This is a genomic window from Streptomyces sp. NPDC051310 (genome assembly GCF_044455245.1).
Taxonomy (GTDB): Bacteria; Actinomycetota; Actinomycetes; order Streptomycetales; family Streptomycetaceae; genus Streptomyces.
This window is the reverse complement of record NZ_JBITEO010000015.1, coordinates 87,447-111,236: the sequence shown is the minus strand read 5'-3', so window position 1 is coordinate 111,236 and position 23,790 is coordinate 87,447. Positions and strand designations below refer to the sequence as shown.

At 73.9% G+C, this 23,790-nt stretch carries 19 protein-coding genes, 2 tRNA genes and 3 pseudogenes; 17 read left to right on the top strand and 7 right to left on the bottom strand.

What is annotated here, in order from left to right; genetic code table 11:
- Positions 1-234 precede the first annotated feature (234 nt).
- Positions 235-793, bottom strand: a pseudogene (locus ACIA79_RS22280) (primase alpha helix C-terminal domain-containing protein).
- A 374-nt stretch (positions 794-1,167) separates the two neighbouring features.
- On the opposite strand from ACIA79_RS22280, the gene ACIA79_RS22275 reads away from it, so the two are divergent.
- The 5 genes from ACIA79_RS22275 (at position 1,168) to ACIA79_RS22255 (ending at position 6,320) form a co-directional block, all read left to right on the top strand.
- Complete coding sequence (locus tag ACIA79_RS22275) at positions 1,168-2,118, top strand: bifunctional MaoC family dehydratase N-terminal/OB-fold nucleic acid binding domain-containing protein (RefSeq protein ID WP_399430125.1); 951 nt, start codon at positions 1,168-1,170, stop codon at positions 2,116-2,118.
- A 1-nt stretch (position 2,119) separates the two neighbouring features.
- Complete coding sequence (locus tag ACIA79_RS22270; RefSeq protein WP_399430074.1) at positions 2,120-2,539, top strand: MaoC family dehydratase; 420 nt, start codon at positions 2,120-2,122, stop codon at positions 2,537-2,539.
- A complete protein-coding gene (locus tag ACIA79_RS22265; RefSeq protein WP_399430073.1) occupies positions 2,536-3,702 on the top strand; it encodes a lipid-transfer protein in 1,167 nt (388 codons plus the stop codon). Before ACIA79_RS22270 ends, ACIA79_RS22265 begins: the two co-directional genes overlap by 4 nt.
- Before the next feature lie 263 nt (positions 3,703-3,965).
- Positions 3,966-4,541, top strand: a complete 576-nt coding sequence (locus ACIA79_RS22260) for a SigE family RNA polymerase sigma factor (RefSeq protein ID WP_399430072.1) — start codon at positions 3,966-3,968, stop codon at positions 4,539-4,541.
- A gap of 129 nt (positions 4,542-4,670) precedes the next feature.
- Positions 4,671-6,320, top strand: coding sequence for a long-chain fatty acid--CoA ligase (locus ACIA79_RS22255; RefSeq protein WP_399430071.1), 1,650 nt, complete (start codon positions 4,671-4,673; stop codon positions 6,318-6,320).
- A gap of 224 nt (positions 6,321-6,544) precedes the next feature.
- Here the strand turns inward: ACIA79_RS22255 and ACIA79_RS22250 are convergent, their stop codons facing one another.
- Positions 6,545-10,279, bottom strand: a complete 3,735-nt coding sequence (locus ACIA79_RS22250) for a PAS domain-containing protein (protein WP_399430070.1) — start codon at positions 10,277-10,279, stop codon at positions 6,545-6,547.
- A 159-nt stretch (positions 10,280-10,438) separates the two neighbouring features.
- Complete coding sequence (locus ACIA79_RS22245) at positions 10,439-10,903, bottom strand: SSI family serine proteinase inhibitor (protein WP_399430069.1); 465 nt, start codon at positions 10,901-10,903, stop codon at positions 10,439-10,441.
- 217 nt (positions 10,904-11,120) lie between these two features.
- Between ACIA79_RS22245 and ACIA79_RS22240 the strand changes: the two genes are divergently transcribed.
- The 11 genes and pseudogenes from ACIA79_RS22240 (at position 11,121) to ACIA79_RS22190 (ending at position 18,634) form a co-directional block, all read left to right on the top strand.
- Positions 11,121-11,211 (top strand) — tRNA-Ser (locus ACIA79_RS22240).
- A 340-nt stretch (positions 11,212-11,551) separates the two neighbouring features.
- Positions 11,552-11,624 (top strand) — tRNA-Arg (locus tag ACIA79_RS22235).
- A gap of 71 nt (positions 11,625-11,695) precedes the next feature.
- The gene (locus ACIA79_RS22230; RefSeq protein WP_399430068.1) at positions 11,696-12,535 is read left to right on the top strand and encodes a carbon-nitrogen hydrolase family protein; all 840 of its coding nucleotides are present in this window, start codon (positions 11,696-11,698) and stop codon (positions 12,533-12,535) included.
- Positions 12,523-13,380 carry a DUF2797 domain-containing protein gene (locus ACIA79_RS22225; RefSeq protein ID WP_399430124.1) on the top strand — a complete coding sequence of 286 codons (858 nt, stop codon included), beginning with the start codon at positions 12,523-12,525 and terminating at the stop codon, positions 13,378-13,380. Before ACIA79_RS22230 ends, ACIA79_RS22225 begins: the two co-directional genes overlap by 13 nt.
- On the top strand, positions 13,367-14,263 hold the full coding sequence (locus tag ACIA79_RS22220; RefSeq protein ID WP_399430067.1) for an amidohydrolase family protein: 897 nt from the start codon (positions 13,367-13,369) through the stop codon (positions 14,261-14,263). The genes ACIA79_RS22225 and ACIA79_RS22220 overlap by 14 nt, the downstream gene beginning before the upstream one ends.
- Before the next feature lie 103 nt (positions 14,264-14,366).
- The gene (locus ACIA79_RS22215) at positions 14,367-15,095 is read left to right on the top strand and encodes a response regulator transcription factor (protein WP_399430123.1); all 729 of its coding nucleotides are present in this window, start codon (positions 14,367-14,369) and stop codon (positions 15,093-15,095) included.
- Between the two features lie 119 nt (positions 15,096-15,214).
- Positions 15,215-15,379: pseudogene (locus ACIA79_RS22210) on the top strand (ATP-binding protein); the annotation flags it as partial.
- A pseudogene (locus ACIA79_RS22205) lies at positions 15,376-15,762 on the top strand (glycosyltransferase); the annotation flags it as partial. The pseudogenes ACIA79_RS22210 and ACIA79_RS22205, both read left to right, overlap by 4 nt.
- 4 nt (positions 15,763-15,766) lie before the next feature.
- On the top strand, positions 15,767-16,027 hold the full coding sequence (locus ACIA79_RS22200) for a hypothetical protein (protein WP_399430130.1): 261 nt from the start codon (positions 15,767-15,769) through the stop codon (positions 16,025-16,027).
- Between the two features lie 128 nt (positions 16,028-16,155).
- A complete protein-coding gene (locus tag ACIA79_RS22195; protein ID WP_399430066.1) occupies positions 16,156-17,658 on the top strand; it encodes an MFS transporter in 1,503 nt (500 codons plus the stop codon).
- Between the two features lie 31 nt (positions 17,659-17,689).
- Positions 17,690-18,634: a TetR/AcrR family transcriptional regulator C-terminal domain-containing protein gene (locus tag ACIA79_RS22190; RefSeq protein WP_399430065.1), complete on the top strand. Its 945-nt coding sequence runs from the start codon at positions 17,690-17,692 to the stop codon at positions 18,632-18,634.
- Here ACIA79_RS22190 and ACIA79_RS22185 read toward each other — a convergent pair.
- The 3 genes from ACIA79_RS22185 to ACIA79_RS22175 all read right to left on the bottom strand — a co-directional run bounded on the left by ACIA79_RS22185 (position 18,631) and on the right by ACIA79_RS22175 (position 22,535).
- On the bottom strand, positions 18,631-19,452 hold the full coding sequence (locus ACIA79_RS22185; protein WP_399430064.1) for a YceI family protein: 822 nt from the start codon (positions 19,450-19,452) through the stop codon (positions 18,631-18,633). The genes ACIA79_RS22190 and ACIA79_RS22185 overlap by 4 nt on opposite strands.
- 97 nt (positions 19,453-19,549) lie before the next feature.
- The gene (locus ACIA79_RS22180; RefSeq protein WP_399430063.1) at positions 19,550-22,054 is read right to left on the bottom strand and encodes an MFS transporter; all 2,505 of its coding nucleotides are present in this window, start codon (positions 22,052-22,054) and stop codon (positions 19,550-19,552) included.
- A gap of 19 nt (positions 22,055-22,073) precedes the next feature.
- Positions 22,074-22,535: a MarR family winged helix-turn-helix transcriptional regulator gene (locus tag ACIA79_RS22175; protein WP_399430062.1), complete on the bottom strand. Its 462-nt coding sequence runs from the start codon at positions 22,533-22,535 to the stop codon at positions 22,074-22,076.
- Between the two features lie 159 nt (positions 22,536-22,694).
- Here ACIA79_RS22175 and ACIA79_RS22170 point away from each other — a divergent pair, with 159 nt between their 5' ends.
- Positions 22,695-22,904 carry a hypothetical protein gene (locus tag ACIA79_RS22170; RefSeq protein WP_399430061.1) on the top strand — a complete coding sequence of 70 codons (210 nt, stop codon included), beginning with the start codon at positions 22,695-22,697 and terminating at the stop codon, positions 22,902-22,904.
- Between the two features lie 83 nt (positions 22,905-22,987).
- Here ACIA79_RS22170 and ACIA79_RS22165 read toward each other — a convergent pair whose 3' ends face one another.
- Positions 22,988-23,785, bottom strand: coding sequence for a hypothetical protein (locus tag ACIA79_RS22165; RefSeq protein ID WP_399430060.1), 798 nt, complete (start codon positions 23,783-23,785; stop codon positions 22,988-22,990).
- Positions 23,786-23,790: the final 5 nt, after the last annotated feature.

Genomic DNA, 23,790 nt, shown 5'->3' with positions numbered 1-23,790 from the left:
TGGAGAAGCCAGCTCCTGAGGGGTGGTGGCGCGTTCAGGGAATTCTGAGGGTCCAGAATCGCCCATTCTGTCGGCTGGCATATTACGTAGACAACTGTCCGTCGTTAGGATTTGTCAGGGTTATTTCGACAGAGCCCACCATATGCACCATGAAATATATGAAAAATGGGCCGGATGGGTGGAGGTGCTCACCAGGAGTACGTCGGGCGGGCCGACGTCTGGACCCTTCGCGGTTCAGCCCCGGCGGGAGGCGTCCGTCAGGCGGGCTGCCGAGGCGATCGTGGCGCGCGCCTCACGTTCGGGGAGGCCCGGCGGACGGCGGGGGTGATGAGGGCGGCCGTGAGGGTGCCGCCGAGGCGTTCTCGTAGGCGCGGCAGGCCGCCCAGAACAGGCGGGTGTTGCGCTGGCCTCCCGGGATCAAGCGGGTGAGGCCCCCACCGTGGGGGTGCCCGGGTCGGGCGGCCCGGGTGCGGGCGGACGGGTGGGGCGAGGAGGCGGAGCAGCGCGGGCGGGCACGGCGCCGCCGGCTCGGTGTCGAGGCCGACTCCGACGAGGTGGTGCGGCGGGCGGCCGCAGGCGATGCGGTAGCCGGTCGCCAGGGGCGCGGCGGCGAAGAGCGCCCGTACGGCGAGGGGGTCGCAGGTCGCGTCGTGGATGCCGTGCCCGGGGAGGCCGCATGCGCCGGGCACGGCGGGGCCCCGGGGGTGTCCCGGTGCGGGGAGCGCGGTGCGGGCAGCTCGGTCGGCGACAGCGGGGTGAAGCCCTGTTCGGCGGCGGAGAGGGCGTGCGCCAGTGCCGGGGTGGCGGTCTGCCGGTCGGACGCCCTGGCTTCATATCCGTACGGCTATTCGATAACGGGAAAGTGTCGTCATCGCTCGGCGGCTGTCACGCTTGAGGGCGAATTGTTTTCGCCCGTCTGGTTCGCCGGGGAATCGGTGGGTAACTCTTGGCTACGACGTCGAGACACGGTGATCCAACAGGGCGATGCGGAGGTGTACTTCTCCCCCTCCTGTGCGACAGGGGGAGCCGGACCGGCCCGAGGGGGGCAAGGTCGATGGTGTGAAGGGCGGTCTGCGCGGCGGTGCTTCGGTACCCGCGGTGCAGGCCGCCTCGCCGTGTTCGGGCCCGCTGCGGTGCGGGGGTTGACACCCCCGCCGTAGCTGACGGATCGTCAGATACGGCGGATCGAGGGGGCGAGCGGCGGTGGCGGACGGACTGTACGGGCGGCTGAAGGCGTACGAGGGCCGGGCGGCCGTCACCGGGGGCGTCGGCAAGGACCCCGTCAACGAGCCCATGATCAGGCACTGGTGCGAGGCGATGGGCGACACCAACCCCGCGTACACCGGCCCCGGTGCCATCGCGCCCCCGGCCATGCTCCAGGTCTGGACGATGGGCGGGCTGTCCGGGCACCCGGGCCGTTCGCAGGCGTACGACGAGCTCCTCGGCCTGCTCGACGAGGCCGGGTACGGAGCGGTCGTCGCGACCGACTGCGAGCAGGAGTACCTGCGCGACCTGCGCCCCGGGGACGCCGTCTCCTTCGACGCCGTGATCGAGTCCGTCTCGGAGCGCAGGACGACCAGGCTCGGCACGGGCTACTTCGTCACCACCCGCACGGACATCCGGACGGACGGCGGCGAGCTCGCCGGCACCCACCGCTTCCGCATCCTCAAGTACGCGCCCGGCGGCGGGCGGGCCGACCAGCCCGGCCAAGCCGACCGGCCACGGCGGCCCCGGCCGGTCGTCAACCGGGACAACGCCGGCTTCTGGGAGGGCGTGGCCGCGCACCGGCTGCTGCTCCAGCGCTGCGCGGGCTGCGGCACGCTGCGCTTCCCGTGGCTCCCGGGCTGCTGGTCCTGCGGCTCGGACCGGTGGGACGCCGTCGAGGCGGACGGGTCCGGGACGGTGTACTCGTACGTGGTCGTGCACCACCCGCCGTTCCCCGCGTTCGACCCTCCCTACGCGGTCGGGCTGATCGAGCTCGCCGAGGGCGTGCGCGTCGTCAGCAACGTGACGGGCGTTCCGTACGGCGAGGTGCGGATCGGGATGCCGGTCCGGCTGGAGTTCCAGCGGGTCGACGAGGACCTGGAGCTCCCGGTGTTCCGAGCGGTGGGGAGCTGACATGGCGGTGGAGAGGGCGGGGGCCGTGGCCGTGGGGGACGAGCTGCCCCCGCTGCGCATCCCGGTCACCCGCACGCTGATCGTCGCCGGCGCCATCGCCTCGCGCGACTACCAGGACGTGCACCACGACCCGGAGCTCGCCCGGGCCAAGGGCTCCCCCGACATCTTCATGAACATCCTGACCACCAACGGCCTCGTCGGCCGGTACGTCACCGACCACTTCGGCCCCCTCGCCCGCCTGCGCAGCCTCGCCATACGCCTCGGAGCGCCCAACCGCCCCGGCGACACCATGACCCTCACGGGCACCGTCGTCGCCGTGGACGGCCGCACCGCCCGGGTACGGGTCGTCGGCGCCAACGCGCTCGGCCGCCACGTCACCGGCACCGTCACGGTGTCCCTGCCGGAGGAGGAGCGGCGATGAGCGTGCGCAGGACCGACGCGCTCGGCGGGCGGGCCGCGATCGCCGGCATCGGCGCGACCGGGTTCTCCAAGGACTCCGGGCGCAGCGAGCTGGAGCTGGCCGTCGAGGCCGTCCACGCCGCGCTCGACGACGCCGGACTGACACCCGCCGACGTCGACGGCATGGTCACCTTCACCATGGACACCAGCCCGGAGATCACCGTCGCGCAGGCGGCCGGGATCCGCGAGCTGTCCTTCTTCTCCCGCGTCCACTACGGCGGCGGCGCGGCCTGCGCCACCGTCCAGCAGGCCGCGCTCGCCGTCGCCACGGGCGTCGCGGACGTCGTCGTCTGCTACCGGGCGTTCAACGAGCGCTCCGGCCGCCGCTTCGGCGCCGGCGTCCAGCAGCGCGAACCCACCGCCGAAGGCGCGGCGCTCGGCTGGACGCTGCCCTTCGGGCTGCTCACCCCCGCCTCCTGGGTCGCGATGGCCGCCCGGCGGTACCTCCACACGTACGGGCTGACGCCCGAGGCCTTCGGGCACGTCGCCGTCACCGGCCGCCGCCACGCGGCGACCAACCCCGCCGCGCACTTCCACGGCCGGCCCATCACGCTCGCCGACCACGCCGCGTCCCGCTGGATCGTCGAGCCGCTGCGCCTGCTCGACTGCTGCCAGGAGACCGACGGCGGCCAGGCACTCGTCGTCACGTCCGCCGAACGTGCCCGCGACCTGCCCCGGCCGCCCGCCGTGATCGTCGCGGCGGCGCAGGGAGCCGGGCGGGCGCAGGAGGCGATGACCGGCTTCTACCGCCACGACCTCACCCGTCTCCCGGAGGCGGGCGTCGTCGCCCGGCAGCTGTGGCGCACCTCGGGCCTCCGCCCCGCCGACATCGACGTCGGCATCCTGTACGACCACTTCACGCCGTTCGTGCTGATGCAGCTGGAGGAGTACGGGTTCTGCGGACCCGGCGAGGGCGCGGACTTCGTCGCCGCCGGGCGGCTGCCGCTCAACACCCACGGCGGCCAGCTCGGAGAGGGGTACCTGCACGGCATGAACGGCATCGCGGAGGCCGTGCGGCAGGTGCGCGGCACAGCGGTGAACCAGGTCCCGGCCGCGGCGCGCGTCCTGGTCACGGCGGGTACGGGCGTGCCGACCTCCGCGCTGGTCCTCGGCACCGACGGCTGACGCGGGACGCACCCCGCCGGGCGACGGCCCGCCCGGCCCCGGCTGCGACCGGGCGGTCCCCGGCCCTGGCGACGGCTCCACGCGTCGGCGGCGCCCCCCCGGCATCGGCGGCGGCCCCCCGCCGGCGGCGGGACCCTGACGCGCGTCGGTCCCCTCTCCACCTCCAGGAGGTGGGGCCCGGCCCGGCCCTACAACCTGAGGGGGAGCCGCGTTCGGGACCTGGGGCCGATCCCCCGGGGTGTACCCGAACCTAGCGTGGTCCCATGACCTCGACCGCCGGCCCCGTCTGTACGGGAGCCTCCACCGCCGCCACCGGACACCCGCCGCACCCGTCCCACCCGACGTACCCGTCGTTCACCTCGTACGTACGGGCCCGCGGACCGATGCTGCTGCGCACCGCCCGGTCGCTGACCGCGAACCCGTGCGACGCCGAGGACCTGCTGCAGACCGCGCTGACCAAGACGTACGTCGCCTGGAGCCGGATCGAGGACCACCGTGCGCTCGACGGCTACGTCCGCCGCGCCCTGGTGAACACCCGCACCTCGCAGTGGCGCAAGCGCAAGGTCGACGAGTTCGCGTGCGAGGAGCTGCCCGAACCGGCCGGCGGCGTGGCCGAGCCCGACCCGGCGGAGCAGCAGGCGCTGCGCGACGCGATGTGGCGCGCGGTGATGAGACTGCCCGACCGCCAGCGGGCCATGGTGGTCCTCCGGTACTACGAGGACCTCAGCGAGGCGCAGACGGCCGAGATGCTCGGGGTCTCCGTCGGCACCGTCAAGAGCGCCGTGTCCCGCGCGCTCGGCAAGCTCCGCGAGGACCCGGAACTCAGCCCCGTCCGGTGATCGCCGGGAACGGATCTACTCCCGGGTAGTGACATACCGCGCGGTATGTGCGCAGAATCTCCCCACCCTTATCGCCAGGGTGGCCGGGGTCCCCCCGGTCCAAGAACTGCGCGCCCGCGGGAGGACGCCGTGCTGAGCACCATGCAGGACGTACCGCTGACTGTGACCCGCATCCTGCACCACGGGATGACGATCCACGGCCGGTCTCGGATCACCACCTGGACCGGCGACGCCGCCGCCCCGCAGCGCCGCACCTTCGCGGAGGCCGGCGTACGAGCGACCCGGCTGGCGGGTGCCCTGCGCGACGAACTCGGGGTCACCGGCGACGAACGCGTCGCCACCCTCATGTGGAACAACGCCGAGCACGTCGAGGCGTACCTGGCGATCCCCTCCATGGGCGCCGTCCTCCACACGCTGAACCTGCGGCTGCCCGCCGAGCAGCTGATCTGGATCGTGAACCACGCCGAGGACCGGGTCGTCATCGTCAACGGCTCCCTGCTGCCGCTCCTCGCCCCGCTCCTCCCGCACCTGCCCACGATCGAGCACGTCGTGGTCTCGGGCCCGGGCGACCGCTCCCTCCTCGCGGACGCGGCACCCCAGGTGCACGAGTACGAGGAGCTCATCGCGGACCGCCCCGACACCTTCGACTGGCCGGAGCTGGACGAGCGCGCGGCCGCCGCCATGTGTTACACCTCCGGCACCACCGGTGACCCCAAGGGCGTCGTCTACTCCCACCGCTCCATCTACCTGCATTCGATGCAGGTCAACATGACCGAGTCGATGGGCCTGACCGACAAGGACACGACCCTGGTGGTCGTGCCCCAGTTCCACGTGAACGCCTGGGGCCTGCCGCACGCCACCTTCATGACCGGCGTGAACATGCTGATGCCCGACCGCTTCCTGCAGCCCGCCCCGCTCGCCGAGATGATCGAGCTGGAGAAGCCCTCGCACGCCGCGGCCGTCCCCACCATCTGGCAGGGTCTCCTCGCCGAGGTCACCGCCAACCCCCGCGACCTCTCCTCCATGGCGAGCGTCACCATCGGCGGCGCCGCCTGCCCGCCCTCGCTCATGGAGGCGTACGACAAGCTCGGCGTCCGCCTCTGCCACGCCTGGGGCATGACGGAGACGTCGCCGCTGGGCACCATGGCCAACCCGCCGGCCGGCCTGTCCGCCGAGGAGGAGTGGCCGTACCGCGTCACCCAGGGCCGCTTCCCGGCCTCCGTCGAGGCCAGGCTGGTCGGCCCCGGCGGCGACCTCCTCCCCTGGGACGGCGAGTCGGCGGGCGAGCTGGAGGTACGCGGCCCGTGGATCGCCGGCGCGTACTACGGCGGCGCGTCGGGTGAACCACTGTCCCCGGAGGACAAGTTCAGCGCGGACGGCTGGCTCCGTACCGGCGACGTCGGCGTGATCAGCGCGGACGGCTTCCTCACCCTCACCGACCGCGCCAAGGACGTCATCAAGTCCGGCGGCGAGTGGATCTCGTCGGTCGAGCTGGAGAACGCCCTGATGGCCCACCCCGAGGTGGTGGAGGCGGCCGTCGTCGCCGTACCGGACGAGAAGTGGGGCGAGCGCCCGCTGGCGACGGTCGTCCTCAAGGAGGACGCGACCGCCGACTACGCGGCGCTGCGCGCCTTCCTCGCCGGGTCGATCGCCAAGTGGCAGCTGCCCGAGCGCTGGGCGACGGTTCCGGCCGTGCCGAAGACGAGCGTGGGCAAGTTCGACAAGAAGGTCATCCGACGGCAGTACGCGGCCGGTGAGCTGGACGTGACGCTGCTCTGACCGCACGGTTCCCGCCGCACGGCTCTGCCGTACCGGCGCGACGAAGGGCGCCCCCGCGCGGGGGCGCCCTTCGCGTGTGCCGCTCGGACATGTGCCGCTCACGCGCATGCCGCTCGGACACCTGCCGCTTGTTCGGGCCGCTCAACTCCGCGGCCCGCCGGGCTCGGTCCGTCCGGCTCGCTTCCTCCGGCCCAGTCCGTCCCGTCCGGTTCGTCGGGCCGGGCTCAGTTCGTACCGATCTTCGCCAGCAGGTCCACGATCCGCGACTGCACCTCGGGGCTCGTCGACCGCTCCGCCAGGAACAGCACCGTCTCGCCGGAGGCCAGCTTCGGCAGCTCGTCCTCGTCGAGGCTCGCCGAGGTGTACACCACGAGCGGCGTGCGGTTCAGCTGCCCGTTGGCGCGCAGCCAGTCGATGATGCCCGCGCGCCGGCGGCGTACCTGCATCAGGTCCATCACCACGAGGTTCGGCCGCATCTGCGCCGCCAGCGTGACGGCGTCGGTATCCGCGTCCGCGCGGGCCACCTGCATCCCGCGCCGCTCCAGCGCAGCCGTCAGGGCCGCGGCGATCTCCTCGTGCTCCTCGATCAGCAGCACGCGCGACGGATGCTGCTCGCTGTCCCGCGGGGCCAGCGCCTTGAGCAGGACGGCGGGGTCGGCGCCGTACGCCGCCTCCCGCGTGGCCTGCCCGAGCCCGGCCGCCAGCAGCACCGGCACCTCGGCGGCCACCGCGGCCTGGCGCAGCGACTGGAGGGCCGTGCGCGTGATCGGCCCGGTCAGCGGGTCCACGAACAGTGCCGCCGGGAACGCCGCGATCTGCGCGTCGACCTCCTCGCGCGAGTGCACGATCACCGGGCGGTAGCCGCGCTCGCTCAGCGCCTCCTGGGTGGCGACGTCCGGCGCGGGCCAGACGAGCAGCCGGCGCGGGTTGTCCAGCGGCTCGGGCGGCAGCTCGTCGTCGACGGGCAGCGGCGCGGGCTCGTTGGCCACCTCGACGGCGCCGCCGGGACCGTCCAGCGGCTCGGGGCCCTCGGCCGCGTTCGCGTCCGGCGCTCCTATCTCGTAGGCCCGGCCCTCCGCCGGAGGGGCCAGCCGCGGCTGGGGCTGCGCCGCGGGAGCCGCCGGGGGCGGTACGGGGCGCTCGCCCTCCGCGGGCGGCGTGGCCAGCTTGCGGCGCCGCCCGGACGGGGCGGGCGCCGGCGGCTGGGTGATCTGCTGCGCGAACGGCACGCCCTGCCCCAGGGTGCGCACGCTGAACGCCCGCCCCTGGGTGGAGCTGCTCGCCTCGTCGCCGGACGGCACCTCCGGCGGCAGCGGTACGGAGCCGGTGCCGGGGCCCGTTCCGGTGCCGGTGGCGGGGGTCTCGTGGGCGGCGCGCCGCCGGCCGGTGGGCGGCGGCGGGGTCTGAACCGGCGCCGGGCCCTGGGCCGGGACCGACGGCTGCGCGGGCTGCGGCGCCACCGGCCGGGGCTGCACGGGGTGCGGCTGCGGCGGCGTGTGGTCGGCGTCCGGCTCGGGGTGTACGCCGCCGGTGTCGCGTACGGCGTCGTGACGCCCCTCGTCCCCCGGACCCATCCCCGGTCCCGGTGCCATTCCCGTTCCCGGACCCATTCCCGTTACCGGTCCCATCGCCGCGCCCGGTCCCGCGGCCGGTCCGGAGCCTGCGCCCGGCCCCATCCCCGGTCCCGGTGCGGGTCCCGCTGCCGGGACCGCCGCTTCGCCCGCGCCCGCGCCGGTGCCGGTGTCGGTGCCGGTTTCGGCGCGCCGGTCGGCCTGGGCGGGCGGCAGTGCGAACGCCGAGCGGGCGCCCTCCGGCGGGGCGGCCGAGGACCGCTCCTGCGCGGCACCGAGCGCCCGCCGGGCCCGCCGCCCGGTCGGCGCCGGCGCCGCACCCGGCATGGGAGCCGGCGACAGGGCCGGAAGCCCCGTGGCAGGCACGGGCGCCGCGTCCACCGGCACGCCCTGCGGCGGCACCGTCTGACCACGGGCCGCACGGCCCTGCGCGCTCTCGGCGGCCGTCATCACCGCGCCCTCGGCGGGCGTTTCGGCCTGCGCGGCGGGAGCGGCCGGGGCGGAGGCGGCCGCGGCCTCGGCCGGGCTCGGCCGTCCCCGCCGCCGCCCGGTCGGCTTGGCCGCCACGGGGTCCTCGGCCTGCACCGGGCTCTCCAGGAACGCGTCGGTCGACGCCCGCCGGGCCCTGCGCCGCCCGCCGCCGGAGGTCTCCCCGGACTGCTGCGCCGGCAGCACGGGAGCGACCGCCCCGGCCGGGGCGGTGCCGGCGTCGGCCGGGGCCTCATCGGCCGGAACGGCCCCGGCCGCCGGCTTCACCGTCCCGGCACCCGCGCCCAGGGGCACCTCCAGCACGTACGCGTGCCCGCTCATGCCGGGCACCTCGTGCGTCTGCAGCACACCGCCGTGTGCGCGGACGATCCCGCGCACGATCGGCTCGTGCACCGGGTCGCCGCCCGCGTACGGCCCGCGCACCTCGATCCGCACGACGTCACTGCGCTGGGCCGCCGCGACGACGATCGTCGAGTCGACGTACCCGGCGCCGGGCACCACCCGCGCCTTGCCGGTCGAGTCGACCCCGGCCACGTCCGCGATCAGGTGCGCGAGCGCGGTGGAGATGCGTACGCCGTCGACCTCGGCCTCTATGGGCGGCGCGTGCACCGCGAACTGCACCCGGCCCGGACCGATGAGCTCGACCGCGCCCTCGACACCGGCCGCGACGACCGCGTCGAGCAGCACCTTCGTCTTCTGCAGGTCCTCGTCGCCGGTGTCGAGCCGCTGGAAGCCCAGCACGTTGTCGACGAGGGTCGTCATCCGGGCGTATCCGGCGGCCAGGTGGTGCAGGATCTGGTTGGCCTCGGGCCACAGCTGCCCCGCCGGGTCGGAGGCCAGCGTGCCCAGCTCGGCGCGGAGTTCCTCCAGCGGCCCGCGCAGCGACTCGCCGAGCACGGCGGTCAGCTGGGCGTGCCGCGCGGCCAGCGCCGCGTACCGCTCCTCGCGCTGCTCGCTCTCGACGGAGTGCCGCTCGCTGCGGTCGGCCAGCTCGGTGGCGTGCTTCTCGGTCAGTGCGGCGACCTCGGCGGCGTGCTTCCCCGTCAGGGCGGCGACCTCGGCCGCGTGGGCCTCGACCAGCTCCTCGTAGGGCCGCCGGTCCGTGAAGGTCATCACCGCGCCGACGAGCTGGTCCCCGTCGCGCACCGGCGCCGTCGTCAGGTCCACCGGCACCGGGGAACCGTCCTTGGCCCACACCACCTGTCCGCGCACCCGGTGCTTGCGCCCCGAGCGGAGCGTGTCGGCGAGCGGCGACTCGTCGTACGCGAACGGCTCGCCGTCCGCACGCGAGTGCAGCATCAGCGGGTGCAGTTCCTTGCCGCCCAGATCGCTGGCGCGCCAACCGAGGATCTGCGCGGCGGCCGGGTTGACGAGGACGATCCGCCCGTCCGTGTCCGTCCCCACGACACCCTCGGAGGCGGCGCGCAGGATCATCTCGGTCTGGCGCTGGGAGCGCGCCAGTTCGGCCTCGGTGTCGATGGTCCCGGACAGGTCCCGCACGACCAGCATGAGCAGCTCGTCGCCGGTGTACGGCCGCGGAGCGGCGCCGTACGCGTCGTACGCCTCGCGCCCGTCCTCCAGGCTCGCGCTGGTCACCTCGACCGGGAACTCGCTCCCGTCCGTCCGCCGCGCGACCATCCGGGTCGGCTTCGTCCGCCCGCGCGCGTCGGCGGCCTCGGGGCGGCGCATCGAGCCGGGGATGAGCCGCGAGTCGAAGGCCGGGAGGAGATCCAGAAGTCCGCGTCCCACCAGGGCGGTCCCCGGGCTCTCGAACATCTCCAGGGCGATGGTGTTGGCGTTGACGACGGTGCCGTTCGCATTGACGAGGACGAGCCCGTCCGGCAGCGCGTCGAGTATGGCTGCGAGGCGAGCAGCGCCTCGGGATGGCCTGCTGCTCACGACGACGCTTCCTCCCACTGACCTACTGCCACCCCTCGGGCCGGGGCCTGTCACTGGAGGGAGTCTAAGGGCAGGCGCAATGGGTGCGGCGGCGGATGACGGGGTCGCCCCGGCGAAGGTTGTGTGCGGGTTCCGGCTGGAACCCGCCCCTCCCCCGTCTTACGCGCCGGTCCGCGGAAGCACCGGTTCCAGGGTGTCCCACCGCTGGATCTCGCAACCGTTGCTCCGGTCGAACCGGGCGTCCACCTGCTGTCCGTGCCAGGTTCCGGTGATGTGGGCGGTCGCGTCACCGCCGTGCTGCATGGTGCACATCCGGTCCTGGGCCACGGGAGCGAACGGGTCGCCGCCGTCCTGGGAGAGCTCTTCCAGCCGGATGCAGGCGCGCTGCACCTGCGGGTGGTTCCCGCCGGCGGTGCGTGCCCCGCACTCCAGCTCGAAGGTGCCGTCCAGCGCGGCGCTGCCGGAGCCGGCCACGGTGACGGTCAGCTTGTCGGTGGCGGCCAGCAGCGGCACGGACGGCAGCCGCGGGATCAGTGGCCCGGTCGTACCGGCCAGCGCGGCGGGTGCGGCGGCGCCGAGGACGGCGAGGGACGCGGTGGCGGTGAGGACGAGACGGCGCAGCATACGAACTCCAGGGTCACGGAACCACGAAACCGTCGGGATGCCCGGATCGTCCCGGGATCCCTCACCTCACTAACGCTGCACCGCCCCGCGCGTTGCGCAACCCGAAAGCCTTTGCTCTGCGCCCCGCACGCCTAGTACCGTGGGGAGCGATTGGTGACACCCCCCTGGGCTGTGTCATCATCTGCACGCACCACCCGCGCTCGCGTGGGTGTCCACTGGAGGCGTCGCCTAGTCCGGTCTATGGCGCCGCACTGCTAATGCGGTTTGGGTCTTAAAGCCCATCGAGGGTTCAAATCCCTCCGCCTCCGCCGCACCACCCGAAGCCCCGGCCCCACGGCCGGGGCTTCGGCCGTTCCCGGGACCGGTGAGGCGACCACGGCCGGGACGGACGACGGCCCGGTGTGTGACCGATGGCTTCCGGACACTTCCTCCCGCGTGCGGCCCGTCCGGGTGCTTCCGGTCACTTCCTGTCTCGTGCAGACCCTTCCGGGTGCTTCCGGGCGGGGGCCACGAGGGCGGTCCCTGATCTTGCCTGGGGGTATTTGCCCAGGTCAGGGCGGGTATGGATAACGGATTTCGCGTGACGGCGCAGGTCATGTAATGTTGTTCCCGCAACGCCGACCGGGCAGAAAAGCCCGGGAAGCACAAGCACTCGTAGCTTAACGGATAGAGCATCTGACTACGGATCAGAAGGTTGCAGGTTCGAATCCTGCCGAGTGCACAGCACGCGAGAGGCCCCGGACGAGAGTCCGGGGCCTCTCGCGTTGGGGCCGGATTGCTAGGTTGACCCGTATGCCGAGCGAACAGTCGCCCTCGCGGGCGTTGCGTGTGGCCGCCGCGCAGGCGACGCCGGTCGCCGGGGACGTCGGGGCCAATGCCGCGGCCGTGGCCGCGATGGTGCGCCGGGCCGCCGGGCGCGGGGCGCGCGTGGTGGTGTTCCCGGAGAAGTTCCTGAGCGGGTACGAGCCGGGGCTGATCGCCGCCGAACCGGAGCGGTGCGCCGTTCAGGTGGGGGACGCGCGGCTGGACGGGGTGCGCGAGGCATGCCGGGACGGCGGGGTCGTGGGGATCGTCGGGGCGGCCGTGCACGACGGCGGGGCGCTGTACGTGTCGGCGCTGGTGATCGACGCGCAGGGCCGGGACGCCGGGCGGTACGACAAGCAGACTCTGTTCGCCGCGGAGCGCGACGTCTACCGGCACGGGGAGGCCGGCTGCACGGTCGAGGTCGACGGATGGCGGCTCGGCCTCGGGATCTGTTACGACTCCGGCTTCCCCGAGCACGCGCGGGCGGCCGCGCTCGACGGGTGCCATGCGTACGTCGTGGGCGCGCTGTTCGGCGTGGGCAACGGCTACCACGAGTCGCGGATGTGGTTCCCCGCGCGGGCCTTCGACAACACCATGTACAGCGTGCTCGCCAACCACGTGGGGCGGACCGGGGGCTGGAACACCTGCGGCGGGAGCGGCGTGTGGGGGCCGGACGGGCGGCTCGTGGCCGAAGCGGGCGCCGATGAGGCGGAGATCGTCCTCGCGGACCTCGACCCCGTGGTGCTGAAGGACGTGCGGGAGAGGCACACCATGCTGCGCGACCTGAGGGACACCACCGCGGGCGGCCGTACCCGCTGCGTGCTGTGACCCGGGCCGCCGGGCTGCGGTGGCGGGACGGCAGGCCCGTGCTGGCCTGGGAGGGCGGGCGGGCCAGCCCGCTGCCGTACGGCCGGGAGATCGGCTTCCGCGCCGCCGGCGAACGGCGGTGCGCCGGGGCCCGCGGCCATCCCTGCCCCCTGGCGGCCGTCGTGGCCGGGCGCAGCACCGGAGGGCGGTGCGCCGAGTGCACGCGGCTGGACCGGATGACCTCGGTGGCGGCCGACGCGGTGCCGGACGATCCCCGGGTCTTCCGCGTGTACCTCGCGTGGTTCGGACCCGGCCTGGTCAAGGTGGGCATCACCGCGCAGGAGCGGGGCGACGCCCGGCTGCTGGAGCAGGGGGCCGTGGCGTTCACCTGGCTCGGGCGCGGGCCGCTGATGGCCGCGCGGCGGACCGAGGACGTGCTCGGGAGCGCGCTCGGGGTGCCCGACCGGATCCCGTACGCCGTGAAGCGCGCCGCCCGGGCCGGGCTGCCCGGCCCGGCGGAGCGGGCCGCCGAGGTCATGGCGCTGTACCGGCGGGCCGCGGAGGTGCCCGGGTGGGGCGAGACCCTGGAGCGGGTCGAGCCGCGGGTCGCCGACCACGCGGAGGTCTTCGGGCTCGCGGGGGTGGACGGGGTCGACGGGGTGGTGCGGGAGCTGGTCGCGGACGGGGAGGTGCACGGCACGGTCGCCGCGGCCGCCGGTCCGGACGTGCACCTCGTGGCGCCGGACGGGCGGCGGATCGTGCTCGACACACGGCTGCTCACGGGGTGGGACCTCGTCAGCGGCGGGGAGGGGACCACCGTGCCGGTGGTGCGGATACCGAAGGGGGCGCAGGGTGGGCTCTTCTGAACGCGAGGCCGAGGACGTCAGGGCCTTCTGGACACGGCTCGGGACGCCCGGGCTCGTCGACGTGCACACGCACTTCATGCCCGACCGCGTCCTGCGCAAGGTGTGGGCCTACTTCGACGCCGTCGGGCCGCTGACCGGCGTCGAGTGGCCCATCACCTACCGGGAGGAGGAGGACAGGCGGGTCGCGCTGCTGCGGGACTTCGGGGTGGTGCGCTTCACCTCGATGCTCTACCCGCACAAGCCGGGCATGGCCCAGTGGCTCAACGCCTGGGCCGCGCGGTTCGCGGAGCGGGTGGCGGGGTGCCTGCGCACGGCCACCCTCTTCCCCGAGGAGGGCGTCCAGCGGTACGTGCGCGAGGCGGTGGAGAGCGGCGCGCGGGTGTTCAAGGCGCACGTCCAGGTCGGTGGGTACGACCCGAACGACCCGCTGCTGGACGGCGCCTGGGGGCTGCTCGCCGAGGCCGGCGTACCGATCGTGATCCACTGCGGCTCCGGGCCCGCCCCGGGCAAGCACACCGGGCCCGGGCCGGTGGCGCGGCTGCTCGCGCGGCACCCGCGGCTGCGGCTGGTCGTGGCGCACATGGGGATGCCCGAATACGCCGACTTCCTCGGCCTCGCCGAGCGGTACGGGGAGGTGCGGCTGGACACGACGATGGCGTTCACCGACTTCAGCGAGCGCCTCGCGCCCTTCCCGCCGGGCGAGCGGGGGCGGCTGCTGGAACTGGGGGACCGCATCCTGCTCGGGAGCGACTTCCCGAACATCCCGTACGGGTACCTGCATCAGCTGGAGGCGCTGGAGCGGCTCGGCCTCGGGGAGGAGTGGCTGCGGGCGGTCTGTTACGGGAACGGGGCCCGGCTCTTCGGCGAGCCGGCGGTTTCTTAGCGGATTCACAGGGAGGGGCAAGCGTTCCTTCAGGGGCGGCCGCGACCGTGGGCGCATGCGTACCGAGATGCGTACCCACATGCGTGCCGACACGCGTACCCCCATGCGTACCGGCATGCGGACCGAGAAGCTCAGGCCCGACGGGAGTCCCGTCCGGGTGCTCGTCGTCGACGACGAGGTGTCGCTCGCCGAGTTGCTGTCCATGGCCCTGCGGTACGAGGGGTGGGACGTGCGCAGCTGCGGGGACGGCGCGGGCGCGGTGCGGGCGGCACGGGAGTTCCGGCCGGACGCCGTCGTCCTGGACATGATGCTGCCCGACACGGACGGGCTGGCGGTCCTCGGCCGGGTGCGGCGCGAACTGCCCGAGGTCCCGGTGCTGTTCCTGACGGCGAAGGACGCGGTGGAGGACCGGATCGCGGGTCTCACGGCGGGCGGCGACGACTACGTCACCAAGCCGTTCGGCCTGGAGGAGGTCGTGGCGCGGCTGCGCGGGCTGGTCCGGCGCTCGGGCGCGGCGGCGGTGCGCAGCGAGTCGCTGCTCGTCGTCGGGGACCTGGTCCTCGACGAGGACAGCCATGAGGTGACGCGCGGCGGGGCCGGGGTCCACCTGACGGCGACGGAGTTCGAGCTGCTGCGGTACCTGATGCGCAACCCGCGGCGGGTGCTGAGCAAGGCGCAGATCCTCGACCGCGTGTGGAGCTACGACTTCGGCGGACAGGCGAACGTGGTCGAGCTCTACATCTCGTACCTGCGGAAGAAGATCGACGCGGGCCGCCCGCCGATGATCCACACCCGGCGCGGCGCCGGCTACCTGATCAAGCCGGGCGAGTGAGGGCACCCCTGCGCCGGTGGCAGGCGTGGGGACGAGGCGGGCGCTGGCGTGGGTGTCTGCTCGGGCGTGACGGAACGGGCTCCGGCCCCGGCCCCGGCTCCGGCTCCGCGGGTGCGGGCCGCTCCACCGGCTCCACCGGCCTCGGGCTCGCCATCGTGCGCGCGGTCGTCACCGCGCACGGCGGCGAGGTGGCCGTGCGCAGCGCACCCGGGCGGACGGTCTTCACCGTGCGCCTGCCGGCCGAGGACTCACAGCCCGGCCACAGGCTCGTCACACGGGCATGACGGCGGCCGCCGGAAGCGTCGGCGGCATGCCAACACCCATGGAATGCCTCACGCTTCCGGCCCGGGAGCACGTGCCCGTACGGGACACCGGCGGGCGGCCCGTCCTGGATGTCGTGATCCCCGTGCACAACGAGGAGAAGGACCTCGAACCGTGCGTGCTGCGCCTGCACGCGCACCTCGCCCGCACCTTCCCGTACGGCTTCCGCATCACCGTCGCCGACAACGCCAGCACCGACGGCACGCCCGTCCTCGCCGCCCGCATGGCGGCGGAGCTGCCCGGCTTACGGTCCGTAGGGCTGGAGCAGAAGGGCCGCGGCCGCGCCCTGCGCACCGGCTGGCCGCGCTCCGACGCGCCCGTCCTCGCCTACATGGACGTCGACCTCCGTCATGGTCATCGGCGGCTTCAACGGCAGCGACCCGTCCCCGACGCTCGCCCGGTTCCAGCAGTACGTCGCCGAGGGCAGGATCCACTACTTCATCCCGGGCGGCGGCGCGGGCGGCGGCGGGGAGGGCGCCCCCGGCGGCCCGGGCGGACCCGGTGGTTCCGGTGCCGCCTCCGAGACCGGCACCTGGGTGGCGTCCGCCTTCACGAAGGTCACCGTCGACGGCGTCACGCTCTACGACCTGACAGCTCCGTCGAGCAGGTGACGCGCGACGGCGTGACGGTGTGCCGGCGCGGCGAAGTTCCGGCGCGGCGAAAATAGTTATACGGCGTACGAGAACCCTTGTACGGTGTACGAGACCAAGTCCCGTACACCGTACAAGGAGCTGCCCGCATGACGGCCACGAGCGCCGAGCACTCCACCACCGCCCCCGGATCCTCCGGCGGTGGCCACCCGCAGCGCTGGCTGATCCTGGGGGTCATCTGCCTCGCCCAGCTCACCGTGCTGCTCGACAACACCGTCCTCAACGTCGCGATCCCCTCCCTCACCGACGAGCTCGACGCCACGACCTCCGACGTGCAGTGGATGATCAACGCCTACTCGCTCGTCCAGTCGGGCCTGCTGCTCACCGCGGGCAACGCCGCCGACCGCTACGGCCGCAGGAAGATGCTGCTCATCGGCCTCGCCCTGTTCGGCGTCGGCTCGCTCGCCGCCGGCCTCGCGCAGACCTCCGCGCAGCTGATCGCCGCGCGGGCGGGCATGGGTGTCGGCGGCGCGCTGCTGATGACCACCACCCTCGCCGTCGTCGTCCAGGTCTTCGACGACACCGAGCGGGTGAAGGCCATCGCCCTGTGGTCCACGGTCAGCTCGCTCGGCTTCGCCGCCGGGCCGCTGCTCGGCGGCTTCATGCTCGACCACTTCTGGTGGGGCGCGATCTTCCTGATCAACATCCCCGTGGCGGTCATCGGCCTCGCCGCCGTCGCCGTGCTCGTCCCCGAGTCCAAGCACAAGCAGGGCGACCGGCCCGACCTGCTCGGCGCGCTGCTGTCCACCATCGGCATGACGGCCGTGGTGTACGCGATCATCTCGGGCCCCGAGCACGGCTGGACGTCGGGTCAGGTGGTGGTCGCCGCCTCGGTCGGCGCGGTGGTCCTCGGCGCGTTCGCCCTGTGGGAGCTCCGCACCCCGCATCCGATGCTGGACATGCACTTCTTCCGCAACCAGCGGTTCGTGGGGGCCGTGGCGGGCGCGATCCTGGTCGCCTTCGGCATGACCGGCTCGCTGTTCCTGCTGACACAGCACCTGCAGTTCGTGCTCGGGTACGGGCCGCTGGACGCGGGCCTGCGCACCGCGCCGCTCGCGCTCACCGTCGTCGTCCTCAACCTGAGCGGCATCGGTGCGCGACTGCTGCCGAAGCTCGGTACGCCGTGGACCATCGCCCTCGGCATGGCCATGGTGGCGGCGGGGCTCGCCGCGATCGCCGTCCTGGGCGGGGCCCACGGCTACGGAGGCATGCTGCTCGGGCTGGTCGTCATGGGTGCGGGCGTCGCCCTGTCCATGCCGGCCATGGCCAACGCCATCATGAGCGCGATACCGCCGGAGAAGGCGGGCGTGGGCGCCGGCATCAACGGCACGCTCGCGGAGTTCGGCAACGGCCTGGGCGTCGCCGTCCTCGGGGCCGTGCTCAACTCCCGGTTCACCGCGCTCGTGTCCGTCTCCGCCGCCTCCCTCCCGGCGGCGCTCGCGGCGGCGGACGGCCCGGCCGACCGGGCCCGCATCGCGGAGGCCTTCGCCACCAGCCTGGAGACCAGCCAACTGGTGGGCGCGGCGGCGGTCCTGGCGGGCGGCCTGCTGGCGGCGCTGCTGCTCAGGCGCGCCGAGCGGACGCGGGCATAGCATCGGGGGCCAGGAACGAGGAGGAACGCCCATGGTGTCGGCAGCCGACCGCACGAAGCGCCCGGCGCACTCCAGCGTGTGGCTGGAGGGCGGGGGCCGGGCTCCGCGGACCCGCAAGGCGGACCAGCCCACGGGGCTCGACCGCGAGCGGATCACGGCGGCGGCGGTCCGGCTGCTCGACGCCGAAGGCCTGGCCAAGTTCTCCATGCGGCGGCTCGCGGCGGAGCTGAACGTCACGGCGATGTCGGTCTACTGGTACGTCGACACCAAGGACGACCTGTTGGAGCTCGCGATCGACGCGGTCTTCGGCGAGCTCACCCTGCCGGACCCGAGCCCGGCTCCGGACCCGGATCCGCAACGGGCCCCCGACCCGGAAAAGGACCAGGAACCGGCCTCCGACCCGCAACGGCACCCGGCCCAGGACCAGACCCCCGACCCGCAACGGAACCAGGCCCAGGACCAGACCCCCGACCCGCAACGGAACCAGGCCCCGGCCCCCGCCGCCGACTGGCGCGTCCAGCTGCGGGAGCTCGCCACCGGCTACCGGGCCCTGCTGGTGCGCCACCCCTGGGTCTCCCCGCTGATCGGCCGCTTCCTCAACATCGGTCCGCACTCGATGGCGTTCGCGCTGTGCGTGCAGCGCGTCATCGGCAACACGGGGCTGCCGGCCCACGGCCAGACGGGCGCCATGTCGGCGGTCTTCCAGTTCGTGTACGGGTTCGGCACCATCGAGGGCCACTTCATCCAGCGCTGCGCGAGCGCGGGCATGAGCCAGGACGAGTACTACCGCGAGGCGATGAGCGCCGTCCTGGCCCAGCCCGGCTACGAGCGGGACTTCCGGCGCGCCACGGAGCTCATGGAGGCGCGGGGCGGTGACACGGTGCAGGAGATGCGCGAGCGCGACTTCGACTTCGCGCTGGAGCTTCTGATCGCCGGCATCGAGGCGATGGAGCGCCGCAACCCCGCGCAGGACTAGAGGGCCGCGGGCAGCCCGTCGCCCTGCACCGCCTGGACGTCCAGCTCCACCCTGAGCGTCGTGCCGATCGCCGAGATCCCCGCCTGCACCACCTGGTTGTAGTGCATCGCGAAGTCGTCCCGCCGCAGCTCGGCCGTGGCGCGGAAGGCCGCCCGCGTCCCGCCCCACGGGTCCGGGCCGGTGCCCAGGTACGACAGGTCGAGGTCCACGTCCCGGCTGATGCCGTGGAGCGACAGCGTGCCGTGGACGGTCCACCGGTCCGGGCCCGCGGGGGTCAGGCCGTGGCTGCGGTAGACGATCTCGGGGTACGCCTCTGCGTCCAGGAAGTCCGGGGACTTCAGGTGCTTGTCCCGCAGGGCGTTGCCCGTGTCGATGGAAGCCGCCGCGATCACCGCCTCCACGCGGGACGACACGATGTCCGGGGCGATGCCGATCCGGCCGGCGAACTCGGTGAAGCGGCCGTGCACGCTGGAGATGCCCAGGTGCTGCGCCACCGCGCCGACCGACGAGTGGGCCGGGTCCAGGGTCCAGGCTCCCGGGGGCGGGAGCTCCACGCCGCCCGCGCGGGCGAGCACCACCGCGCCGAGCTCGGCCCGCCCACCGGCCCCCACCAGCGCGGTGCGCGCGGCGGGGGCGTATCCGACGGCCGTGACGACCACCGTGTACGGGCCGGGCGCGAGCGGCGTGGCGGAGCTGACGACCCCGTCCGGTCCGGCGTCGGCCCGCAGCACCTGAGTGCCGGTCATGTCGGTCACCGTCACCACCGCGTGCTGGACCGCCCAGCCGTCGCGGGTGCGTACCTGTGCGTGCAGTGCCATGGGGTCCTCCTCCTCGTACGAAAAGCGGGGCGGCAGGCCGTCCCCTGCCTGCCGCCCCTTCATCGGGTGCCTCCGCTCGGGGCACCCGAGCCGTGGGTCACTCGCCGGGGTGGGCGAGCTCGATGTCGTGGCCGTCCGCACCGCGGCCGGTCACGGTGAGCGCACCGGCCACCGGCGGGTAGCCGGTCGCGATGACCGTGTACGCGCCCGCGCTCAGGTCGGCGAAGCCGTACGCGCCGTCCTCGCCGGTCGTCGCCGTGGCGACGACGTTCCCGGCCGCGTCGACGAGCGTGACCCGCGCGTCGGCCAGCGGGCGGCGATCCGCCCCGGCCCGTACGGTGCCCTGGATGCGGGCACCCGCCTCCAGCGGGGCCTCGATCCGGGTGACGCCCTGGCCGCCGATCTCGACCGGCAGGGCGAGCGGCCGGTAGCCGTCGGCGTTGACCGCGACGGTCACCGCGCCGGGCACCAGCTCCCCGAAGAGGAAGGTGCCGTCCTCCGCGGACGTGCCGCTGGCCAGCACGTCGCCGCGCACGTCGGTCACGATCACCATCGCGCCCGCGACCGGTGCCCCGCCGTCGGCGGCCCTCACCGCGCCGGCGAGTCCGCTCGTACCGGACAGCAGGATCTCGTGGTGCAGCGGTTCCTCGCCGACGACGATCGTGGACGCCTGCGGCTGGAAGCCGTCGGCGGAGGCGATGAGGACGTACGAGCCGGAACCCGGGGCGTCCAGCGCGTACGTGCCGTCGGCATGGGCGACCGAGCGGCCCAGCTGCCGCCCGCCCAGGGAGATGAGGGTGACGGCGGCGCGGGCGACGGCCGTGCCCTCGGCGGTGCGGACGGTGCCGAGGACGGCGATGCCGGACAGCGTGCCGGTCAGGGTGCCGTGCGCACCGCCGTCTCCGCTGCCGTCCCCGCTGCCGTCCCCGCTGTCGTCCGGCAGTCCGCGGACCGCTCCCGGGACCGGCCCGGCGACCGTTCCGGCGGACGCGGCAGCCGCCGGCTCGGCGTCCGGCTCGGCCTTCGTCGCGTTGCCCTTCAGCGCGACCTCCTTGATGAACAGGGTGACCAGGAAGGCGACCAGGGCGAAGGGCGCCGAGTAGAGGAAGACGTCCGCGACGCCGTGCCCGTACGCGCTCTCCATGACCGTGCGGATCGGGGCCGGCAGCGCGTCCAGGTCGGGGATGCTGCCGCCGCCCGTGCCGCCGTGGCCGAGCGCCGCGCCCTTCGGGCCGAGCTCGGTGAGACCGTCCTGGACGTAGTGGGTGACGCGGTTGGCCATGACGGCGCCCAGCGCCGAGACGCCGATCGCACCGCCCAGGGAACGGAAGAAGGTGACGACGGAGGACGCCGAGCCGAGGTCCGCCGGGGCGACCTGGTTCTGCGTGCACAGGACCAGGTTCTGCATCATCATGCCGAGGCCCAGGCCCAGGACGGCCATGTACACCGCGATGTGCCAGTACGCGGTGTCGTACCTGATGGTGCCCAGCAGGCCGAGGCCGCCCGTCACCAGCACACCGCCGCTGACCAGCCAGGCCTTCCAGCGGCCGGTCTTGGTGATGACGAAGCCGGAGACGGTCGAGGAGACGAACAGCCCCGCGATCATGGGGATGGTCATGACGCCGGACATCGTCGGCGACTTGTCGCGCGCCAGCTGGAAGTACTGGCTGAAGAAGACGGTGCCCGCGAACATCGCGACACCGACGAAGAGCGACGCGAGCGAGGCCAGCGTGATCGTCCGGTTGCGGAACAGCCGCAGCGGGATGATCGGCTCGCTCGCCTTCGACTCGACGAGCAGGAAGAGCGCGCCCAGCACCACCGCGCCGCCGACCATGACGGACGTCTGCCACGACAGCCAGTCGTACTTGTCACCGGCGAAAGTGACCCAGATCAGCAGCAGCGAGACCGCGGCGCTGATGAAGAGGGCGCCCGCCCAGTCGACCTTGACCTGCCGCTTGACCACCGGCAGCTTCAGCGTCTTCTGGAGCACCACCAGCGCGATGATCGCGAACGGGACGCCGACGTAGAAGCACCACCGCCAGCCCAGCCAGTCGGTGTCGGTGATCACACCACCGAGCAGCGGTCCGCCGACAGTGGCGACGGCGAAGGTCGCGCCGAGGTAGCCGCTGTAGCGGCCGCGCTCCCGCGGGGAGATCATCGCGGCCATGATGATCTGCGCGAGGGCGGTCAGTCCGCCCACGCCGATGCCCTGGACGACGCGGCAGGCGATGAGCATGCCGGTGTTCTGCGACAGACCGGCGACGACCGAGCCCGCCACGTAGATCACGAGGGCCAGCTGCACCAGCAGCTTCTTGGAGAAGAGGTCGGCGAGCTTGCCCCACAGCGGGGTGGTGGCGGTCATCGACAGCAGGGCGGCCGTCACGACCCAGGTGTAGGCGCTCTGGCCGCCGCCGAGGTCGGTGATGATCTCCGGCAGGGCGTTGGAGACGATCGTCGACGACAGGATGGCGACGAACATGCCGAGCAGGAGCCCGGACAGCGCCTCCATGATCTGCCGGTGCGTCATCGGCGCACCGCCGCCACCGTCGCGGGTCTTGGCGTGGTGGCCGCCCCGCACACCGGTCGGTGTGGTCGTAGCCATGAACTTCCTTTACGTCTGTCTATTGCGCGGGTGTACGGGTGGTGGCATGGGCCCGGCAGTCCCCGAAGTCGGTACGGAGGCGGGCCAGCATCGCGTTGAGCTGTCCGACGTCGTCGTCGGACCAGTCCTTGAGGTGGTGGGCGAACAGGTCCGCCGACCGGCGGCCGAGGTCGTCGAGCAGGTCCTTGCCCGCCGGGGTCAGCCGCAGGATGCGCGAGCGCTTGTCGCCCGGGTCCGGCTGCCGCTCGACCAGGCCGCGCTCGGCGACGTGCGCCACGTGCCGGCTGGTCACCGACATGTCGACGGCGAGCAGCTCCGCCAGCCGGCTCATCCGCATCTCGCCGTACCGGTCGAGCAGGGCCAGCACGGCCGCGGAGCCGGGCGGGCACTCCGCGGGCAGCAGCCGCGCGAGACCACGCTTGACGGCGCCGATGGCGCTCAGTTGCCGGGCCAGCTCTTCGTACTGACTCCGCTCGGCCATGGACACCCCCACACATCTTGTTGCTTAGAGCAACCATAGAAGCGATTGGTTGCTACAGGCAAACTAATAAGGGGCGAAGGCGACTAAAGACCTGGCAAAGGGGAGGTCGACAGGGACCGGAGTGGGGTGACAGGCCCGTGTTCGCTAGGGTCCTGCCCCATGGCACACAACCCCCACGCTCCGCACGGCCCCGAGGGCAACTACGACCCGGCGGGCAGCACGCAGATGTTCCGCGCGTTCGTCGACGAGGGCGCGCCCGCGCGGCAGCAGCCGGCGGCGGCCCCGGCCCGCTCCCGGGCCGGCCTGATCGCCGGTGTCGTCGCGGCCGTCGTCATCATCGCCGCCGTCGCCTGGCTCGCACTCGCCTGAGCCGCGTCCACCGGAGCTGCACCCGCCCGAGCCGCATGCACGACCTGCGTCCACCCGAGCCGCACCGGATGGGCTCGGTGCGGCTAGCGGCGACTGCCGTGCGCGTCGGCGGCTGTGACGTCCCGGGTGTCGATGTGCATGCCCAGCGGCACCCGCCAGGCGTCCACGCACACCGTGTACGTCCCCCTCTTCGTGGCGCCGGCGGGGATGGGCGCGGGCAGCGGCCGGGTCGACGTGATCGTCGCCCAGTCGACGCCCAGCGCCCCGACGATGTGCGTGCCGAAGGTGACGGTTCCCGAACGCACCGGTGAGCCACCGGTGTTGCGGAACTCCACCGTGACCCTCTCGCACCAGCGCCGGTCCGTCGGCGTACGCACGTGACCCCCGACCGCGAGCGCGGCGGGGGCGGGCGGTGGCCGGTCCGCCGGCGGCGTGGTGGGCGCGGGCGTGCCCGGCGAGGGCGTCCCGGGTGCCGGCCTGCCGGGCGCGGGTGCGCCGGAGCCCGGTCCCGCAGGCGTCGCAGGAGCCTTGCCCGCGCCGGAGCCCGAGCCCGTACCGGACGGGCCCGGAGGCGTGACGCCGCCCCGTGCCGCCCCGGCGGCGGGCGTGCCCGCACCTGCGCCCGGTTCCGTACGCGTCCCCGGGGCCCTGCCGGCGTCCGGGCCCGCGCGCGAGCGCCTGTCCGGCGCGGCCGTCCCGTCCAGCGGTACCAGGACCACCTCGCCGGAGGGCGGCACCGGTCCGGCCGGGGCGCCGTCCGGCCGGGAGCCGACCGCTCCGACCGCCGCCCTGCCCTCGCCGTCACCGCCACTGCCGCACGCGGTCAGCGCCCCGCCCACGCAGAGCGCCACCGCCGCACGTCCGAGCCACTTCGCGGTCATCGCGC

Bases quoted from the DNA above. Each gene is read 5' to 3' on its own strand.
- ACIA79_RS22215 (WP_399430123.1), top strand. From the start codon at position 14,367: ATGCGTACCGGCATGCGGACCGAGAAGCTCAGGCCCGACGGGAGTCCC.
- ACIA79_RS22195 (WP_399430066.1), top strand. From the start codon at position 16,156: ATGACGGCCACGAGCGCCGAGCACTCCACCACCGCCCCCGGATCCTCC.
- ACIA79_RS22265 (WP_399430073.1), top strand. From the start codon at position 2,536: ATGAGCGTGCGCAGGACCGACGCGCTCGGCGGGCGGGCCGCGATCGCC.
- ACIA79_RS22230 (WP_399430068.1), top strand. From the start codon at position 11,696: ATGCCGAGCGAACAGTCGCCCTCGCGGGCGTTGCGTGTGGCCGCCGCG.
- ACIA79_RS22170 (WP_399430061.1), top strand. From the start codon at position 22,695: ATGGCACACAACCCCCACGCTCCGCACGGCCCCGAGGGCAACTACGAC.
- ACIA79_RS22190 (WP_399430065.1), top strand. From the start codon at position 17,690: ATGGTGTCGGCAGCCGACCGCACGAAGCGCCCGGCGCACTCCAGCGTG.
- ACIA79_RS22165 (WP_399430060.1), bottom strand. From the start codon at position 23,785: ATGACCGCGAAGTGGCTCGGACGTGCGGCGGTGGCGCTCTGCGTGGGC.
- ACIA79_RS22185 (WP_399430064.1), bottom strand. From the start codon at position 19,452: ATGGCACTGCACGCACAGGTACGCACCCGCGACGGCTGGGCGGTCCAG.
- ACIA79_RS22260 (WP_399430072.1), top strand. From the start codon at position 3,966: ATGACCTCGACCGCCGGCCCCGTCTGTACGGGAGCCTCCACCGCCGCC.
- ACIA79_RS22180 (WP_399430063.1), bottom strand. From the start codon at position 22,054: ATGGCTACGACCACACCGACCGGTGTGCGGGGCGGCCACCACGCCAAG.
- ACIA79_RS22200 (WP_399430130.1), top strand. From the start codon at position 15,767: ATGGTCATCGGCGGCTTCAACGGCAGCGACCCGTCCCCGACGCTCGCC.
- ACIA79_RS22175 (WP_399430062.1), bottom strand. From the start codon at position 22,535: ATGGCCGAGCGGAGTCAGTACGAAGAGCTGGCCCGGCAACTGAGCGCC.
- ACIA79_RS22245 (WP_399430069.1), bottom strand. From the start codon at position 10,903: ATGCTGCGCCGTCTCGTCCTCACCGCCACCGCGTCCCTCGCCGTCCTC.
- ACIA79_RS22270 (WP_399430074.1), top strand. From the start codon at position 2,120: ATGGCGGTGGAGAGGGCGGGGGCCGTGGCCGTGGGGGACGAGCTGCCC.